At 61.7% G+C, this 18,099-nt stretch carries 13 protein-coding genes; 9 read left to right on the top strand and 4 right to left on the bottom strand.

The window, feature by feature from the left end; translation table 11 throughout:
• Positions 1 to 8: 8 nt before the first annotated feature.
• Entirely contained in the window at positions 9 to 2,141 is a 2,133-nt protein-coding gene (locus ASD58_RS23395; RefSeq protein WP_057263647.1) for a TonB-dependent siderophore receptor, read from the bottom strand.
• A 199-nt stretch (positions 2,142 to 2,340) separates the two neighbouring features.
• Between ASD58_RS23395 and ASD58_RS23390 the strand changes: the two genes are divergently transcribed.
• From ASD58_RS23390 to ASD58_RS23375, 4 genes are all read left to right on the top strand, one after another.
• The gene (locus ASD58_RS23390) at positions 2,341 to 3,180 is read left to right on the top strand and encodes a universal stress protein (protein WP_057263645.1); all 840 of its coding nucleotides are present in this window, start codon (positions 2,341 to 2,343) and stop codon (positions 3,178 to 3,180) included.
• Between the two features lie 16 nt (positions 3,181 to 3,196).
• A complete protein-coding gene (locus tag ASD58_RS23385) occupies positions 3,197 to 4,807 on the top strand; it encodes an alpha/beta hydrolase (protein ID WP_057263644.1) in 1,611 nt (536 codons plus the stop codon).
• Positions 4,808 to 4,939: 132 nt separating this feature from the next.
• Positions 4,940 to 6,034 (top strand): rod shape-determining protein RodA, encoded by a 1,095-nt coding sequence (gene rodA, locus ASD58_RS23380; protein WP_057263642.1) that lies wholly within the window; start codon positions 4,940 to 4,942, stop codon positions 6,032 to 6,034.
• A 160-nt stretch (positions 6,035 to 6,194) separates the two neighbouring features.
• A complete protein-coding gene (locus ASD58_RS23375) occupies positions 6,195 to 7,259 on the top strand; it encodes a M35 family metallo-endopeptidase (protein ID WP_057263640.1) in 1,065 nt (354 codons plus the stop codon).
• 15 nt (positions 7,260 to 7,274) lie between these two features.
• Here the strand turns inward: ASD58_RS23375 and ASD58_RS23370 are convergent, their stop codons facing one another.
• From ASD58_RS23370 to ASD58_RS23360, 3 genes are all read right to left on the bottom strand, one after another.
• Entirely contained in the window at positions 7,275 to 7,727 is a 453-nt protein-coding gene (locus ASD58_RS23370) for a hypothetical protein (protein ID WP_057263638.1), read from the bottom strand.
• 30 nt (positions 7,728 to 7,757) lie between these two features.
• Positions 7,758 to 10,010 (bottom strand): PAS domain S-box protein, encoded by a 2,253-nt coding sequence (locus ASD58_RS23365; RefSeq protein WP_162253052.1) that lies wholly within the window; start codon positions 10,008 to 10,010, stop codon positions 7,758 to 7,760.
• A 110-nt stretch (positions 10,011 to 10,120) separates the two neighbouring features.
• A complete protein-coding gene (locus tag ASD58_RS23360; RefSeq protein ID WP_057263636.1) occupies positions 10,121 to 12,256 on the bottom strand; it encodes a hypothetical protein in 2,136 nt (711 codons plus the stop codon).
• A 191-nt stretch (positions 12,257 to 12,447) separates the two neighbouring features.
• Here ASD58_RS23360 and ASD58_RS23355 point away from each other — a divergent pair, with 191 nt between their 5' ends.
• From ASD58_RS23355 to prsT, 5 genes are all read left to right on the top strand, one after another.
• Positions 12,448 to 12,813: a hypothetical protein gene (locus tag ASD58_RS23355; protein WP_057263634.1), complete on the top strand. Its 366-nt coding sequence runs from the start codon at positions 12,448 to 12,450 to the stop codon at positions 12,811 to 12,813.
• Between the two features lie 68 nt (positions 12,814 to 12,881).
• The gene (locus tag ASD58_RS30790) at positions 12,882 to 14,162 is read left to right on the top strand and encodes an alpha/beta hydrolase (RefSeq protein ID WP_082565629.1); all 1,281 of its coding nucleotides are present in this window, start codon (positions 12,882 to 12,884) and stop codon (positions 14,160 to 14,162) included.
• A 14-nt stretch (positions 14,163 to 14,176) separates the two neighbouring features.
• A complete protein-coding gene (locus ASD58_RS23345) occupies positions 14,177 to 14,572 on the top strand; it encodes an Hpt domain-containing protein (protein ID WP_057263632.1) in 396 nt (131 codons plus the stop codon).
• A gap of 233 nt (positions 14,573 to 14,805) precedes the next feature.
• Positions 14,806 to 15,186, top strand: coding sequence for a hypothetical protein (locus ASD58_RS23340; RefSeq protein ID WP_200951671.1), 381 nt, complete (start codon positions 14,806 to 14,808; stop codon positions 15,184 to 15,186).
• A 94-nt stretch (positions 15,187 to 15,280) separates the two neighbouring features.
• The gene (gene prsT, locus ASD58_RS23335; protein WP_082565628.1) at positions 15,281 to 18,025 is read left to right on the top strand and encodes an XrtA/PEP-CTERM system TPR-repeat protein PrsT; all 2,745 of its coding nucleotides are present in this window, start codon (positions 15,281 to 15,283) and stop codon (positions 18,023 to 18,025) included.
• Positions 18,026 to 18,099: the final 74 nt, after the last annotated feature.

The raw sequence follows: 18,099 nt of genomic DNA, 5'->3' as shown, positions 1-18,099 counted from the left end.
GCCTCGAATCAGAAACGGTACTTCAAGTTTGCCGATATGCTGCGCGGTGCCGCATAGGTAATAGCGCCATAGGCCGCGAACATGCCAAAGTGCTTCTTGTCGAACAGGTTGTTCACGTTGACCTGTGCCGACAGCTGCCTGGTGATCTCGTAGCGCGCCATCAGGCTGGCCAAGGCGAAGGAGTCCTGTTCGATCAGGCCAGTGGTGCCGGCCGGCGCGGCCGGGTCCAGCGTGTAAGTGCGGCTTTCCCAGTTCACACCGCCGCCAACGGTCAGCGCATCCAGGCGATACGTGGTGAAGACGCGGAACAGCTTGCGTGGGTAGACGCTATTGATGTCGGCGCCGGAAGCGTCCCTCGCCTTGAATTGCGAATAACCGGCGGTGGCGTTCCACCCGCGTGCCAGTTCGCCCGAGAGCTCGAACTCAAAGCCATCGCTCTTGGCCCCATTTGCTGCGCGATAGTAGGCTTCCGGTGCCAGTGGACCGGTGCCGTCACGGTCAACCAGCCCTGCTTCCTGCGCGAGCTTGTCCTGCTTGAGCTTGAAGACGGCAAGCGAGGCATTCACGCGGCCGTCCAGGAATTCCCCTTTGACGCCAGTTTCGTAGCTCTTGCCGACTACCGGGTCGAGGATATTCCCCGCCAGGTCCTTGCGGTTTTGAGGCTGGAAGATATCGGTGTAGCTGGCGTAGGCCGACAGGTTTTCGCTGATGTCATACACCACGCCGGCATATGGCGTCAGTTCGTGATCGTGCTTCAACTGGTAGGCCGGGCTCCAGGCGCCGACGCCGGTCTTGTCGTAGTTGGTGAGGCGTGCGCCGATAATTGCTTTCAAAGGGCCGCTCAGCGAGAAGCGCGCAGCGCCGTACAGCGCCTCCTGTTTGGTCACGCTGCTTTCGTAAAACGTCGGAGCGCCCCATGCCGGCTCGGGATAGGTGGCACCGTTCCAGTGGTTGAAGTCGCCCACGAGCGGATAGCCACCAGCGTAATCGGCGGCGCGGCTGTCAGCATTGAACTTCTGCTTCGAGTGCATATAGCCGATTGCCGCTTCGTGCTTGCGGCCCGCGAATTCGAATGGGCCGCTGGCGTGCAGGCTGAAGTCGTCCTGCCTGGTGTGGGTGATGTAAGAGCCGGCGAAAGCGCCGACGCCCAGGCCAGTCGCGCGGTCAGGCACGCCGGACAGGTAAAGCAGCGCGGAATCGGCCTTGCGGTCGCCCTGGCTCAAGCTGGCGCGCAATTTCCATCCGTTGTCGAAGCCATGTTCAAGGTTGGCGAAGGCGTTTTCGTATTCAGTCTCCCAGCGGGTCCAGCCGGCAGCGGAGGTCTTCGATACATCCCAGTTGGTTTTGCTGCCGTCCGTGTACCAGTATGGCAAGCCCCCCCACATAGGCCCTTCCGGATCGTTTTTCTGGCGGCTGTAGCCTGCCGATAGCACGGTGCCTGGCGCCAGGTCCGCTTCCACGGTGCCGTAGAAAGTCTGGCTCTTGCTTTTCAGGAGGTCGACCCAGCTATCGGAGCGCTGGACCTCTCCGACCACGCGGGCACGCACGCTACCGCTGGCATTCACGCCGGTCGAAACATCCACCATGCCGCGGCGCTCATTCCAGCGGCCGATGCCGATCTCCGCGCTGCCGGTCCATTGCTTGCTGGCCGCGCGCTTGCGCACCAGGTTGATGGCGGCCGATGGATTGCCGGCGCCAGTCATCAGGCCGGTGGCGCCGCGTACCACTTCCACACGGTCGTAAATAGCCAGGCTGCCAACTACTTCACCGGAACTCCAGGGCTGGTCCCAGGTGGTCGGCACGCCGTCGATCTGCAGGTTGTCGATATCGAAGCCGCGGGCGGTAAAGCCGGCGCGATGGGTCTCGTACTGGTTGACCGAGATTCCGGTCACATTGTTGACGACGTCAGTCACGGTCTGGAGCGCCTGGTCTTCAATCCGCTGCTGGGTCACCACGGACACCGATTGCGGCGTGTCGCGCAGCGACATGTTCAGCGGCGTCGCGGTGCGGCTGCGGTCTGTCGTATAGGAATCCAGTTTTTGCGCGGTGACCTGAATTTGCGGCATCAGCGCAGCTTCTTCCGCTAACGCCGCCAAGGGAAATGCCAACCCGAGCAGAACCACCAACTTCTTCTTATCCATCGCTACCTCAGCTAAATAAACGATTATTAGCTGGCGACGAGCTGGCTTTTACATGAAAACGCAAATGATAACCATTCTCATCTAATTGTCAACACTTGCTAATGCAAGTTACTGGATTAGATTGAAATTGACCCAGATCATGCCGCTGGATTGCGCCAAAGCCTAGACTTTTTCCCATCTATCCACCTTGGAGGCTGCCATGGGGTTCAAGACTGTCGTAGTGCACGTCAATAGTTCTGCCGAAACCGAGCGCCGGGTGCGGCTCGCGGCGCAGATCGTGCGCATGTCGAAGGGCCGCCTGGTGGGGGCTGCAATGAGCGGCATTTCCCGCCTCCTGTATGCCGACCACGCCACGACAATGGGCGTCAGCATGGCTGCCCAATGCATCGACGAAGCACGCGAGAACGCCCGCGCCAACTTGCGGCGGTTTGAAACCCAATGCCAGATGCTTGACCTGCCCTCTTTCGAATCGCGCCTGCTCGATGACCAGGCGGCAGATGGCCTGGTACTGCAATCGCGCTACGGCGACCTGGTCGTGCTGGGACAAGTGAATCCTGACGGTCCGGTTTCGCCGTTGGAAGAAGAAACACCGGAATATGTCGCGATGAACAGCGCGCGGCCGGTCCTGGTGGTGCCCTATGCCGGCCACTATGAGGCGCCCTTCCAGCGCGTGCTGGTGGCCTGGGACGGCAGCATGGAGGCCACCCGCGCCGTGACGGCTGCCATTCCGCTGATGGAGCACGCTGCCAGGGTGACACTGGCGGTGTTCAATGCCGGGCGCGAACCGGACAGGCACGGCAGCGAACCAGGCGCCGATATGGCGCTGTACCTTGCGCGCCATGGCATCAAGGTTGAAGTTTCCTCGCAAGTGACTTCGATCGACGTTGGCTCCGCCCTGCTCTCTTTCGCTGCCGATACCGATGCCGATTTGCTGGTCATGGGCTGCTACGGTCATAGCCGCTTCCGCGAAATCATGCTGGGCGGGACCTCGCGCACCGTATTGCAAAGCATGACGCTTCCTGTCCTGATGGCCCATTAGGTCTATACTGGCCGGCATGCCAAATCCGTTTTCCAATGTCGCCGCCGCATGGCTGGCACATCCCTTGGAGATGGCCCGGGCGTGGCAGGAACTTGCCACGGTCGCCTGGGCCACCGGCATGCCTGCGCCCCTGGCGGAAGCCGCCGAAGGCGATGACCGCTTCAGCGACGAGGCCTGGCGCGACAACCCTTTCTTTCACGGCTTGATGCAGCAATACCTGGGCTTCACGCGCACGCTCGAGCGCCAGGTCTACGACACGCCAGGTGTGGAAGAAAGCCAGGCCCATAGCGCCGCTTTCTGGTTGCGCCACTGGTGCAACGCCATTGCGCCCAGCAACTTCGCCCTGACCAATCCGCAAGTCTTGCGCCGCGCCTTCGACAGCGGCGGCGCAAGCCTGAAGCATGGCTTCGAGGAATGGCTGCGCGACCTGCTGGCCGGCGACCTGCGCATGGTGGATCCGGCCCAGTTCCAGCTAGGTCGCGACCTGGCGGCGACTCCCGGCCGCGTGGTGATGCGCAACCAGTTGATGGAGCTGATCCAGTACACCCCGGTGCGGGTCGAAATACGCGCGATGCCCCTGGTCCTGGTGCCGCCCTGGATCAACAAATACTATATCCTCGACCTCACCGCCCAACAAAGCATGGTACGGCACCTGGTGGAGCAGGGTTTTGACGTCTTTGTCATCAGCTGGAAGAACCCGCGCGCGAATATGCAGGACGTCAGCTTCGAGGATCACCTGTTCGAAGGCATCCTGGCGGCAATTGAAGCTGCGCGTACCATCGCCGGGGCGCCGCAAGTGCATGCGGTCGGATACTGCATCGGCGGCACCGCCCTGTCGGCGCTGATGGCATGGTTGAACCGCCGCCACCGCGCGGCGCGCGATATCCCGGTCGCACACTGGACCTTGCTGGCGACGCTCACGGATTTTTCCAAGCCCGGCGACATTGCCAGCTTCATCAATGACGAAAGCGTGGCATTACTGGACAACCTGATGGCGCGCCAGGGCTTTCTCGATTCGCAGCAAATCGGCTGGAGTTTCCGCATGCTGCGCCCGAATACGCAGATCTGGCGCTACGTGGTGCACAAGTACCTGCTCGGAGAACCGGCACCTGCCCTGGCGCCCCTGGCCTGGAACGCGGACGGCACGCGCCAGCCGCGCGCCACCCACAGCTTCTGCTTGCGGGAACTTTACCAGGCTAACAAGCTGGCACAGGCCGATGCGCTCGAGATCCGCGGCCAGAAGCTTGACCTGGGCCGCATCCGCCAACCCTTGTATGCTGTCGGCGCGGTGGCTGACCATATCACGCCATGGCGCAGCACCTATCGCAGCGCAGCGCTGGTGGGCGCGCCCGTGCACTATGTGCTGACGGCCTCCGGCCATATACTGGGCATCATCAATCCACCTGGCGCCAACGCCAAACAGCAATTCTGGTCGGCGCCCCTGATTGCAGGCCGCGATCCCAAGGACTGGCTGGCGGTGCAAACGCCGCACCCCGGCTCCTGGTGGCAGGACTGGACCGCCTGGCTGCACAGCCGCTGCGGGGAGTGGCGCAGCCCGGCCAAGGAAGCGCATCCCGACTATCCGTGGTTATGCGAAGCACCCGGAAATTACGTGCGGGAGCGCTAGCCCTGGCCTTATAATTTCGGCCATGAACAATAATCAAAAACAATTCCGCCGCCGGCTTGCGACGCTTGGCGCGATCTCCCTCTTAGGCTTTGCCGTCCTCGCAGGCCGCATGATCTGGCTGCAGGCTTTCCAATGAATTCTGCTACCCCGCTGTGGCGCCGCCTGCGGCCGGTGCTGGCTGTCGACGCGCCATTGGCTGCCATCCTCGCCCTGTTGCTGGCGACAGGCTTGGTCACCTTGTACTCCGCTTCGGCCGACTTCCCTGGCCGCTTCGAGCTGCAACTGCGCAACGTGCTGATGGCCTTGGGCCTGATGTGGACCGTTGCGAACATTCCGCCGCCCATGCTGATGCGGCATGCATTGACGCTGTATTCGATAGGCGTGGCATTGCTGGTCGCAGTGTTCCTGTTCGGCGTGACCAAGAAAGGCTCGACGCGCTGGCTCAATCTCGGGCACGACTTCCAGCCTTCGGAGATGATGAAAATTGCGATGCCGATGATGCTGGCCTGGTACTTCCATCGCTTCGATGGCGCCAAGGGCTGGCAGGTCTTCCTTGCAGCTGCGGTGCTGTTGGCGATCCCAGTCGGCCTGATTGCCAAGCAGCCCGATTTCGGCACCGCGATGCTGGTGCTGGCAGCGGGCTTTTATGTCATCGTACTGGCTGGCTTGTCTTGGAAAGCGCTGGCTGCATTGGCGGCAAGCGGATTGGCCGCGGTGCCGCTAGTGTGGCAACTGCTGCATGACTTCCAGCGGCAGCGTGTGCTGACCTTCCTCAATCCTGACGCCGACCCTGCAGGCAAAGGCTTCCAGATCACCCAGGCCAAGATTGCCATCGGTTCCGGGGGCATGGCGGGGCGCGGCTGGATGGACGGCACACAGGGCCACCTCGGCTTCATTCCCGAGCGCTCCACCGATTTCATTTTCTCGGTGTTCGCCGAAGAATTCGGCCTGTTCGGCGGCATCGCGCTGCTGGTGATGTACACCTTGCTGATCTGGCGCGGGCTGCAGATTTCCGCTGGCGCGGTGACGCCGTTCTCGCGCTTGCTGGGTGGCGCCATCACCATGATCTTGTTCACCTATGCCTTCATCAATATTGGCATGGTGAGCGGTGTGGTGCCGGTGGTCGGGGTGCCGCTTCCCTTCTTCAGTTATGGTGGCACGGCACTGGTCACGCTGGGCATCGGGTGCGGCATCCTGATGGCCATCCGGCGGCAAAGCCAGGTGTGAGCCTGTTACAACTGTCCCGGATTGGACAATTTCCGAGTCGCTTGTTCAGGCTGTAACGGAACCGTTGTTGAAATAGCGACACGTTAATGATTTCGATTGAATTGCCGCACTCTCCCCGTCAAGATTGGGACACCCCAACCACAACCGGACGGAGAGACGAATGAACTTGAAACACCTTGGCGCTTTCGCACTCGCAGCTTCCTTCAGCCTGGGCGCCTACGCGGCCGATGGCCTGACAGCCAGCATCAGCATGGACAAGCGCGCACTGGGCCCGCGCGACGACGTGGTGGTTCACGTCACCCTGACCAATACTTCATCGGTGTCGCAATACGTCCTGAAGTGGCATACCCCGTTCGGCGAAATCGAAGAATCCCTGTTTGACGTGACCCGCGATGGCGCCAAGGTGCCGTATGAAGGCATGCACGTCAAGCGCCCGGCGCCAACTGCGGCGGACTATTACGTGATCCAGCCAGGCAAATCGCACAAGGTCACCGTCGAATTGTCCCAGATGTACAACATGAGCATCTCGGGCGACTACAGCATCCGCTACAGCACCAAGTCGGCTAAGCTGTTCAGCAACGTGGATCCGGTCGGCAAAGCGGTCGACAAAAAACAGCCGGATACCCTGGAGTCGCCGGCCCTGAGCGTGTCGATCGAAGGCACCTTGCCGCGCGGCACCGTCGCCAAGGCACCGGAACAGCCATTCCCTAGCGCGGCTGGCCTGTCCTTCAGCAAGTGCACGACTTCGCAACAGGCCGACATCACCACTGCCGTGTCGACGGCACAGGGCATGGCGAACGACGGTGACGCCTATCTCGGCGCCAACAAGACGGGCACCCGCTACACCAAATGGTTCGGCAGCTACAATTCCGGCCGATACTCCACCGTGAAATCGCACTTCGTGGCGCTGAAAGATGCCTTTGCTACCAAGCCGATCACCGTGGACTGCGGCTGCAAGAAGACCTACTACGCCTATGTCTATCCAACCCAGCCTTACAAGATCTATGTCTGCAAGGCTTTCTGGAGCGCCCCAATGTCCGGCACCGACTCCAAAGGCGGCACCCTGGTGCACGAAATGAGCCACTTCAATGTGGTGGCGGGCACTGATGACTGGGTCTATGGCCAATCCGGCGCCGCCAGCCTGGCGATCAGCGATCCGAGCAAGGCAATCGACAACGCCGACTCGCACGAATATTTCGGCGAGAACACCCCGGCCCTGCCATAAGCTACCCCTTGCCGCTCACCTGCCGGTATGCTCGAAGCGTACCGGTCCAACGGTGAGCGGTATTTCTTTCCCATCCATGAGGTAGTGCCCGGCGTAGCTGATGGTATACGCGTGACGGCCTTGCCTGAAGCCGTAAGCGGGCGCCAGGTCGATCTTGTTGCTGCGCTGCGCGCCCGGTTTCATGGCCAGGTAATCCTCTTCGGTCAGGGGGCCGCGCTTGACCATGATGCCCTGATACTCGAGGAGCTCGCCCGTGGCTGCATCGCGCAACTCGAACAGCTTGCCGTACATCTCCTCCTCAGTCGCCAGTGCGTGCAACACCTTCACGGCGTGGGCTGTATGGTTGGCCAGGACGATGTGCAACACGGGATGCCCGGCCGCTTCCTTGACGGTGAATGTCACTTCCAGCATTTTCGGTTCCCCTGACAGCGCGCCGACTGCTAGCAAGGCTGCAATATTGATTTTCACTCCAGACCTCGTTACACGTGAAACCTGTTTCTAACGCAACTGTTCCAGCGCTTCGCCTACCACTTGCAGGAAGTCGTTGATGTCCAACGGCTTGGTCAGGTAGCGGAAGAAGCCGGCCTCCAGCGCGGCCTCTACATCAAGTGGCATGGCATTGGCGGACAGCGCAATGATCGGGATCTCGCGCGTTGCCACATCCTGGCGCAGGCGGCGCTGGGCCTCACGGCCGCTGATGCCGGGCAGGTTCATGTCCATCAATATCACATTTGGCAGGTATTCGCGCGCCATGGCGACTCCGGTGTTGCCGTCGGTTGCCGACAATAGCTCAAGGTCGAGGTGCAGCTTGACGATTTCTTCCACCAGCTTCAAGTTGGCGGGATTGTCCTCGACATACAGCAGCAAGGGCTTGTTGTGATGGTCGCGCGCCCCTGCCGGCGGCGGCAAACCCTCCTGGCCATCCAGACGCGGCAACCGTTGCGGTTCCGTCGCATCCAGCTCGACCGAAAAGGTACTGCCCTGCCCGACCGAACTGGTGACGCTGATAGTCGCGTTCATCAACTCGGCCAAACGCTTGCTGAGCACGAGGCCGATGCCGCTGCCTTCTTCCGAGCCGCCCTCCTGGCCCAGCCGGTTAAAGGGCTGGAACAGGCCGGCCATCTGTTCTCCGCTGAGCCCAGGCCCGTCATCGCGCACCGCCAGCCAGGCGCGCCCTGCATCGGCCTGTCCGGACGCCACCCAGACGTGCCCGCCTTTGCTGTTGTACTTGACTGCATTGGTCAGCAAGTTCAGCACGATTTGCCGCAAGCGGATGCGGTCAGCCTTCACGCAAAGGCCACGCGGTTCGGACAGGTAGACGGTGACTTGGCGCGCGTCGGCCATCGCCTCGATCATCTTTCTGGCCTCATGGAGCAGGTCGTCCAGCGCCACCGGCTCAAGCGAGAGCGTGACGGCGCCAACCTCGATCTTGGCCAGGTCCAGCGTTTCATTGATCAGGTGCAGCAGGTGCTGGCCCGCCTGCACGATATTGCCGGCAAAGGCGTAGCGCTGCTGTTGCGACAGCGGCAGTTTTTCGTTATGCAGCAACTGGCCAAAGCCGAGGATGGCATTCAGCGGGGTGCGCAATTCATGCGACATGCTGGCGAGGAAACGGTCCTTGGCCTTGCTGGCTTGCTCGAGCTCAAGCTTTTGCTCCAGCAGCTTGCGTTCGATCTGGCGCCGCCCGCTGATGTCGCGGATGGCGCTCGAAACCAGTAACTCGTCCTCGGTTTTCAATGGGCTGAGGCTGATCTCCACCGGGAATTCCGAGCCATCGCGCCGCATTGCGTAGAGATCGGTCCCGGCGCCCATGGCGCGCGGTTGGGCCTTGTCGAAAAAACTGCTGCGCGCCGCAGGATGGCGCCCGGCAAAGCGGGCCGGGATCAGGATTTCAATCGGTTTGCCCAGCAACTCCTGGCGCTGGTAGCCGAACAGTTGCTCGGTCTGGGTATTGACCAGCACGATCTCGCCGCGCGCATTGACAATTACCATCGGGTCGGGTGCCGATTCCAGCAAGCCGCGGAACTTCTGCTCGGCTTTCTTGCGGTCGCCGATATCGCGGATCGCGCTCATCACGATAGCGCCCTCTTCCATCTGGATCATGCTAAGGCTGATTTCGACGGGGAATTCCAGCCCGTCCTTGCGCAAGCCATACAACTCCAGGCCTGCCCCCATGGTACGGGTGCGCGGTTGCGCGAAATATTGGGCACGGTGGGAAACATGGCCGCCGCGGAAGCGATCCGGCAGCAATACTTCGACCGGTTTTCCCAGCAGTTCGCGCGGCTCGAAGCCGAACAGGCGTTCGGCCTGGCTATTCACGAGCACAATGCGGCCAGTGGAGTTGGCCATCACGATGGCGTCGGGCATTGATTCGAGCAGGCCGCGGTAGCGCGACTCGACCTGCCGCGCATCGCGCAAGGCTTTGGCGTCGGTAATGTCGTTCTGGCTGTGGATGATGTACTCGACTTCGCCCTGCGCGGTGAAAACCGCCTTGCAGGCAGCCCCGACATACACGGCCTGGCCATCCTTGCGGCGGCGCAGGTACTCGAAGTCGGCGCCGAATTCCTGCCGCACCGGGTGGCCCGGCATGCCGATCAGTTCCGCCAGGCGGTGGCCGCGGGCCTCTTCCGCACTGTAGCCATAGATTTCCGTTGCGCCCTTGGTCCAGAAGATCACGGTATCGTGGCCGTCCGTGGCAATGATTCCGCCGGGAGCCTCTTCAAGGATGAACTTGCCCAGATCAGTTTGCATGGTTGGTCTCTTAACGGACTCAGCGAAACCAATTGTAAGCGATCCAAACGAAAAAAAACCGCCGGCCCTTGCGGGCCAGGCGGTGTTAGCGCGGGGGAGCGCTCTTTAAATTACCAGGAGGCTTTCAAGGTGTAGGTGCCGCTGGTCGAGCCAGTGCCACCCGAGTAGTAGTACACCTTGGCATACCACGTTACAGCAGTCGAGCCCGTGTTGGCGCGCGTTACGACATCGGCCTGGCCGGTGCCTTTCACGCTCGATGCCAGTTCGGTACCTGCGCTGCTGTACAGCTTCAGGTCGTAGTCCGAGGTGGCATTCGGGGTCATGGTGGCGGTCAGGGTCTTGCCTGCTGGAACGGTGATCGCGAAGTAGTCAGCGTCGGTGCTGGCGCTCATGTTGGCGCTGGCCGTGGTGCACGATGCCGTGATCGGGTTGGCGGTAGCAATGGTGTTATTGCTTTCCGTTTCAGAGATGTTCACTGGCGTGCAGGCGCCACCGCTCAGGATGTTCTGCGCTTCGAACTTGGCCTGGAAGGTGTTGGCGTAGGTCAGGTCCGATGGGAACAGGGTCTTGGCAGCGTTCACGATGGCAGTTGCCATGGCTGGCATCTTGATGTTCGAGCCGAGGCCGAAGTGCGCTTCCAGGATGATCTTGTCGATGTTGGCGCGTGGCTTGCCGGCAGCGATCAGGGACACCATCGAAGAGTACAGCGGTGCCGACCACAGTTCGTCGGACTGGAAGCTTACGCCGTTTTCAGTGACCGAGGTGTGGGCGCCGTAGCTCTTGCTGCTGTTGTACTTGGCGTCGGTGCGGTTCAGCATGCGGCCAGCCCAGCACGAACCGTGGCCGTCCCAGCTGAAGGCCCACTCAGGATGGTACACCTGGCCGTTCGGGGTGCTGTAGGAGTACGAAGCCGCCCAGTAGTCGCCAAAACCTTCACCCATGGCGCCAGTGTCGCCACCCGACCAGCTGGAATTGATGCTGGCCTGGATGCCGTGGCCGTATTCGTGCAGGATCACGTCGGCGTCTTCGCTGTCGTTCACGCAGCCATGGCCGAAGGCCAGGTAGCCGCTGGCGCCGGTGCCGCTGAAGTGCGAGTTGTCGTCGCCATTGACGCCGTCGGTATCCACGTCCATCGAACGATTCAGGATGGACTTGGTGCCGGTGAAGCCCAGCGACTGCATGTAGCGCTGGCTCTGGTCGAGGTGGAAGTAGACGTTGGTGTCGTCGAAGGCGTTATTGCCGCGCTTGGCAGTCCATACGCCGTTGGTGGTGGTGCTTGGCGCAGTATTCGGGGACTCGATGTTCTTGATGTTGACGTAAGGGCCGGTCAGCGAATAGACGCCGCCGGTCACGGTCAGGTCGCGCAGGGTTTTGGTCGAATACGCAGCGTCGAAGGCGGAAGCGGCCGAGGTGTCGGTCAGCGCATCGGTGTTCAGCACGGTGCGTGGATCAGGATCGAAAGCGTAGCCGCTGCCGTTGATGCCGGAAGCTGCCATCACGGTCGGCGTGGTGCTCGCCTTCAGGGAGGTTACGCTGGAGCTGGCTTTGGCGGCTTCGGTAGCGGCCTTGCGGTCCAGGGTCTGGCCAGGCGCTGCAGCGCGTGCTGCCAGGCTGCGTTCGCCACCCTTGTTGGTGCGTGGCAGCGAGGTGGTATAGGAATCGATCAGGCTGCCGTCGTGGGCATTCAGGTATTGCACGAAACCGCCGGTTGGCATTTCCGCTTCGATATTGACCTTGCGCGCCAATTGCACGCCATTCTTGGTCGGTACCCAAACCAGGGTGGAAGAAGGCACGTTCACCAGGTTGTGCTGGACCTTCATGTTCTTCCAGCCTTTGTCCAGCGCTTCGTCGTCGCTGATCTGGGCTTTGTTGTACAGTTGGTTCACTGCATCCGCATCGGCTTTGGCCGAGATGTGGCGGGTTTCGTTGAAGATCTTCTGCAGGTCACCGTTCTTGCCGATCGAAACGATGATCAGGGCGCGATCTACTGGCAGGCCGCGCAGCATTTGCTGATAGTAATAGTGCTTGCCGGTCAGGGATTCCTTGACGTCCACCAGCACCAGGTTGTTCAGGTTCGCAGGCAGGCCGAAGCGGGCAGCGTTAACCTTCAGCACGCCTTCTGCGGAAGCGGCCTTGGTATTGGTGAAGACGGTCAGGTTGTCGACGGTTTTTTCGCCGGCTTGGGCCAGGCCGGCGCATGCCAGCATGACCATGGAAGCAATGGTGGTACGGGTTGTGTAGCGCATGTTGTAATTCTCTCCTGAAGCAGTTATAGATGTATTTTTTTGGATGAACAACGAGCCCCGCCGGGCTTGGCACTCAACAGCGTGATCGGCGAGTATAACTACTAAAAGTTCGCTGTTTTAAAGGGAATTCTGATTAAAAGCGCAAAAGAATTGAGTCAAGACCGCGCACGCAACGTTAGAAGGAGTCGTCAGTGAAATTGAACACTTTGTTATTTTTCTCAAGCCTCTGCTGTATCGGGTCGGCTGCCGCCATTCCCGACGTCGAGCCCGATGTCACGGCCCAGGTGATCGAAGTGCTGGAAGGCGTTGCCGATGGCAAGCCGGCGCCCGAGCGCTTCACAGAGCGCGGCACGAGTTACCTTGCCGTGCCGGGATTGCCTGCCCTGATGAAAGGCTGCAGCCGCCCCTTCGCGCTTGAACTGCTTTCGCGAAACGTAAATGGGGAGGACCGGCTTTACGTGTACCGTGCGAAATGCCAGCCGCAAGCACTGCGTATCGCCGTCGATTTCAACAAGGCGGCCCGCATCAACCGGCTTGAACTGGCCCCCGAGCGCTAGCTTCACGCGGCGCTGGACTTGGCCTTGTGTGTGTGGTCAGATATGCATTAATCAGCCAGGAGAAGTGCATGGACGTCATTACGACAGCAGTGACGGCAGGTGCCGGCGAAGGCGGCATCAGTGCTGCCTATCAGATGCTGAAGTCGCGCCTGGCGGCCCAGTCCCCTTCGGTCGCCGATGCCATTGCCGATGTAGAAGAAGATCCCGGTTCGCGATCGCGCCAGTTTGCATTGAGCGATGCCCTGGCTTCGGCCGGCCTGGCCGGGGACCGCTATTTGCGTGCCGCGGCGCGCAACCTCATCGATGAGGTCGAGCGCCGTCGCAGCGCCCATACCTCGGTTACTGCCAAGCTGGATGGCGCCCCGGACCACGCGGTCATGAAAGTGTATTTCGCCACCGACCGCGAAATGAGCGGCGACCGCCACCCTGCCCGGCTGTTTGGCAGCACGCGCGGACAGTTGCGTTACGGAAGCTGCGAAGTCAGCATCCCGCGCGACCATCGCATGGGCGAAATGGAATCGCCCTCATTGCTGCGCATGGAGTTCCGCCAGGATCCTGAACAGCATGTCGTGTTGCTTTCCGCCGACTTGACTGAGCGCGACAGCTACTTTGCCGACCTGCGGCAGTCGATCGCTGCCGGCGGCACACGCAGCGCCCTGCTTTTCATTCACGGCTACCGCACCACGTTCGAGGATGCGGCCCGCCGCACCGGCCAGCTGGCTTACGATCTGGGCTTCCACGGCGCCCCAATTTTTTATAGTTGGCCCTCGCAAGGCAAGCTTTCAGGATATATATTGGATGAAGCCAATGTCGAATGGACCCAGGCCGACCTTGCTGCTTTCCTGGCCGACGTCCTGCAGCAGTCGGACGCCGACAACGTCTACCTGCTCGCCCACAGCATGGGCAACCGGGCGCTGGCCCAGGCCACGGCCAGTGTCGTCGCCGCCCGGCCAGACCTGGCAAGCCGCATCCGGGAAGTAATATTGGCAGCACCTGATATCGATTCAGATGTGTTCCGCCAGCAGTTGTTGCCGGCCTTGGCGGCCGTGCCCAACCCGCTGACTTTGTATGCTTCGTCCGAGGACAGCGCCCTGCATGCTTCCAAAGCCGTTCACGGCTATGCCCGTGCCGGCGAAAGCGGGCCCGGTCTGCTGGTGGCGAAGGGCGTCGAAACAATTGACGCCAGCACGGTAGATACCGGCTTCATCGGCCACACGTATTTTGCCGAGCAGCGCTCGGCTTTGAGCGATATGTACTACCTGATCCAGAAACATACCAGGGCCGCCGAACGCTTCGGCTTGCAGGCGGTCGAAAGTGCGATGGGACGCCATTGGACGTTCCGCGTATAACGGAGACTTCGTTTATGACTTATGCAAGTGCGCCGGATGAGGCAGTCTTTTGTGTCGACAAACTGCTGCAATACATGGGACAGGATGAAAAAGCCCTGAAAACGGTGGTCAAGATCGTCCGCGATGGCATTGGACCCGGGGTGGAGCCGCTCAACCTGGCCGGGGAAGCGATTCGCGACGCCAAATTCATGGAAGCGCGCCGCATCCTGCACAACCTGCGTGGTTCGATTGGCAATCTGGGGGCAAAACGCTTTGTTGCCGCCTCACTCGCACTTGAGCTGGCCTTGCAAGAAGGCCGGATTGTTGAAATCCCACTACTTTTCACCGCGCTCGAGGGTGAACTGAAGCTTGTGCATGACCATGCGGGGGCATGGCTCGACCAGCATTCCGGGCGCGCAGCCGTCCGCTAGCATTTAGTTACATCTGTTACCCCAGCCTTTTTTGTGCGGCGCAATACCCGCATGTTATGATCGGAAACACTTATAAGTTTGGCACTCTTGCGAGGCGTGCGCCTGTTTCGTCTCGCATTTCATAAAATCCTGAAAGTTGCCCGTAACTTGACGTAGGGCAATTAATTGATATAATGCCATCCGTTCGGGGATAAACAAGAAATATGGAACTATTCAACAAGGCGGGAGTTATTGTGACATCCACCCTTGTCATGGTCGGCATGTTAATTGCCTGCCAAGTCAAGGACGAGGTCGAGCCGCCGGCCCCCGTTGTCGAAGCTGTGGCAAAGAAACTGGCCGAGCATGGTGGCGCGGCCGCCGAGCGCCGGCTGCGCGAATGGGCCGAGCAGGGTTCCCCTGTTGCAGCCCGTGAATTGGGCCTGCTGTACAGCCAGGATGCTGCAAAGCACAAGGAGGCCATGCGCCTGCTGGAAAAGGCCGCCCTCGCCGGCGATGCCGTGTCGGTTGACTACCTGTCTACCCGTTATCGATCCAGCGCGACCATGGCCAATGCCGACGGCACGCAAAGCTGGCCGCTTTACGTTCAGCTCACCCACCAGCCGCGCGCCAAATAAACCCCACCCGGGATCGCACTCTTTCTTGAGCGCGATCAACAAGCAGATTTGAGAGCTCCCTACGCTGGTAACTCCACCAGCCTGGGAGTTTGTCATGTCTCGTCTGATTACCATTGCAGCAGGAATGACTCTGGCCGCCCTGGTCGCCTGCCAGCGCATCAAGCCAGTGGCGGACGTGCTGGCCGATGCGCGAAACGCTCACAATAGCGGCGAGGACCGGGCTGCCGTCATCCATCTCAAGAATCTGTTGCAACAGGAACCGGGCCATGCCGCCGCGCGGCGCATGCTCGGCGAGCTGCACCTGGCACTGGGCGATGCAGTCTCGGCTGAAAAAGAGCTGCGCCGTGCACTGGCCCTCGGCCAGCCGCGGCAGGAACTGCTGCCGCGGCTGGTCAAAGCCATGCTGGCCCAAGCCTCCTACCAGGGCGTCCTGGACGAACTGCATGCGGAGCCGTTAAACCCAACCATTCTCGCCTGGCGCGGCCATGCCATGCTCGGACTTGGGAAGGTGGAGGCCGCCGGCCAGCTTTACACGCAGGCGCTGCAGCAGGACGCCAGGCTGGTCGAAGCGCACCTGGGCCAAGCGCGGCTTGCCTTGTTGCGCAACGATCCCAGCGCCGCCGCCGAGTCGGTGGAACAGGCCCTGGCGGCCCAGCCGCACAATACCGATACCCTGCGCTTCAGGGGCGACCTGCTGCGCCTTCGTGGCGACCTGGACGGGGCACTTGCCGCTTACCGCGCCATCCTCGGGCAGGAGAAAAGCAATGTGCAAGCGTATGCCGACATTGCGGCCGTTCACCTGCTGGAAGGCAAACCGGAAATGGCCAGGCAGCAGCTCGAGGCCGCGCGCAGGATCCAGCCCTCCAGCCTGGTCATCCAGTATGCCCAAGGCTTGCTGGACCTGGCCGAAGGCAAACAGAAAGCAGCCCTCGAACGTGCCCAAATGGTGTTGCGCGCTGCACCGGAGCATCTTCCCAGCTTGCTGTTGGCCGCCTCCGTAGAGCTCGATACGGGTGCCACTTCGCAGGCCCGCGCCCATATCCTGCGCTATCGCCAGTCGCAGCCGAAAGAACCTTTTGCGCTGCGGCTGCAGGCGCAATGCGACCTGCGCGAAGGAAAGCCGCAGGATGCCTTGCTGCTGCTGGAACCCGCCATTGCAGAAAATCCGCAGGAAATCGACTTGCTGGCACTGGGTGGAGAAGCGGCAATGCGCGCCGGGAAACATGAACTGGCCGCCCGATGGTTCGGCAAGGCCAGCAGCCTGGCTCCCGAGTCGGGCAGCCTGCTGGCCGCCAATGGCCTGGGTTTGCTTAGCCAGGGCGAGGATGCACGTGCGGTCGAGGCCCTGGAACGGGCCACAAAGAAGGAAGGTGCGGCAGCGTCCCGTGCCGGCTCCTTGCTGGTGATGACCTACCTGCGCAACCGCAACTTCAGCAAGGCCATGCAACAGGTGCGGCAAATGGAAGCGCTGGGGGATAACCCCTCGGTGCAAAACCTCAAGGGCGGCGTACTCCTGGCAAGCGGAGACCTGGCCGGCGCACGCCAAGCCTTTTCGCGCGCGCTGGAACTCGATCCGAGCCACATGCCTGCGCTCGACAACCTGGCCGAACTGGATTGGCTGGAAAAGAAGGTGCCGCAAGCACGCCAACGCTACCAGGGCGCGCTGGAGCGCAAGCGCGGCAGCCTGCCATTGATGATGGCGCTGGCCAAACTGGAAGGGAGGCAAGGCAACATCCCGGCTGCGATCGGCTGGCTGGAACGGGCTGCCGTTGCGGCGCCGGATGCGATCGCTCCCGTGCAATCGCTTACGGCGCTCTATTTGCGTAATGGCCAGGCCGGCAAGGCACTTCAGCAAGCGCAGCGCCTGCAAGCGGTGCGCCCGAATGAGCCAGCCACCATGGACTTGCTGGCGCAGGCCGCATCGGCCGTTGGCCAACATGCCCTGGCCCTCGACAGCTTGCAGAAGCTGGCGGTGCTCCTGCCTCTTGAGCCCGATGTCCAGCTGCGCATTGCGCGAACGGCGCTCACGCTGAACCAGACGGTCCCCGCCTTGCAGGCGGCGCGCAAGGCCATCACGCTCGACCCCGGTCGGGAAGACGCCCTGGTGCTTGCCAGCGCGCTGTTGCTGGATGGCCGCGCCTTCGACGATGCCCGCAAGCTGGCGCGCACGGTGCAGCAGCGCCGGCCTGCTGCCGCCATCGGCTTCAAGCTCGAAGGCGATGCCCTGCTGGAGGAAGGCAAGGCAGCCGACGCCGTGGCGCAGTATGAACGGGCATATGGCCTGCAACACAGCGGCCCGGTATTGATTGCCCTGCACCGTGCCCTGCTTGCAGCTGGCAAGGCCGAGGCGGCCGACCAGCGCGTGCGCGACTGGCTGGGTGAGCATCCCTCCGACCAGCCTACCAGGCTGTACTACGCGAGCCACTTGCTGCAGCAAGCTAAATTTGCCGCTGCCCGGCGCGAATACGAGGCCATCCTGCAGGGGGATCCCGACAATGTGCTGGCCTTGAACGACCTGGCGTGGGCGCTGTTGCAAAGCAGGGACGGCGACGCGTTGCGGCCGGCCGAGCGCGCCTATCGGCTGGCGCCTGGCAACCCGGCCGTGGCCGATACGCTGGCCTGGATCCTGGCCGAGAACGGCAAGCCGGCACGTGCCCTGCCCTTGTTGAAGAAGGCGCTGGAAACCGCCCCTGCGGCAGCCGATATTCGCCTGCATTATGCCCATGCACTGTTCCGCAGCGGCGACAAGCGGGCTGCACGCAGCCAATGTGAACAGCTGCTGGCCGTGCAAGGTTTTGCGCGCCGTGCCGAGGTCGAAGGCTTGCTGGCCAAGCTCTAGAGTGTCGGCCCCCTTTACGCAACTGCCGGCCGGCCCCTGCGCCGGCGCTGGCGCGCTCCTTGCAACATGGGCCA

Origin of the sequence: Duganella sp. Root1480D1 (assembly GCF_001427305.1) — a bacterium.
Lineage (GTDB): Bacteria > Pseudomonadota > Gammaproteobacteria > Burkholderiales > Burkholderiaceae_D > Rugamonas.
The sequence above is the reverse complement of the archived record's forward strand: the minus strand, read 5'-3'. Positions and strand labels throughout refer to the sequence as shown.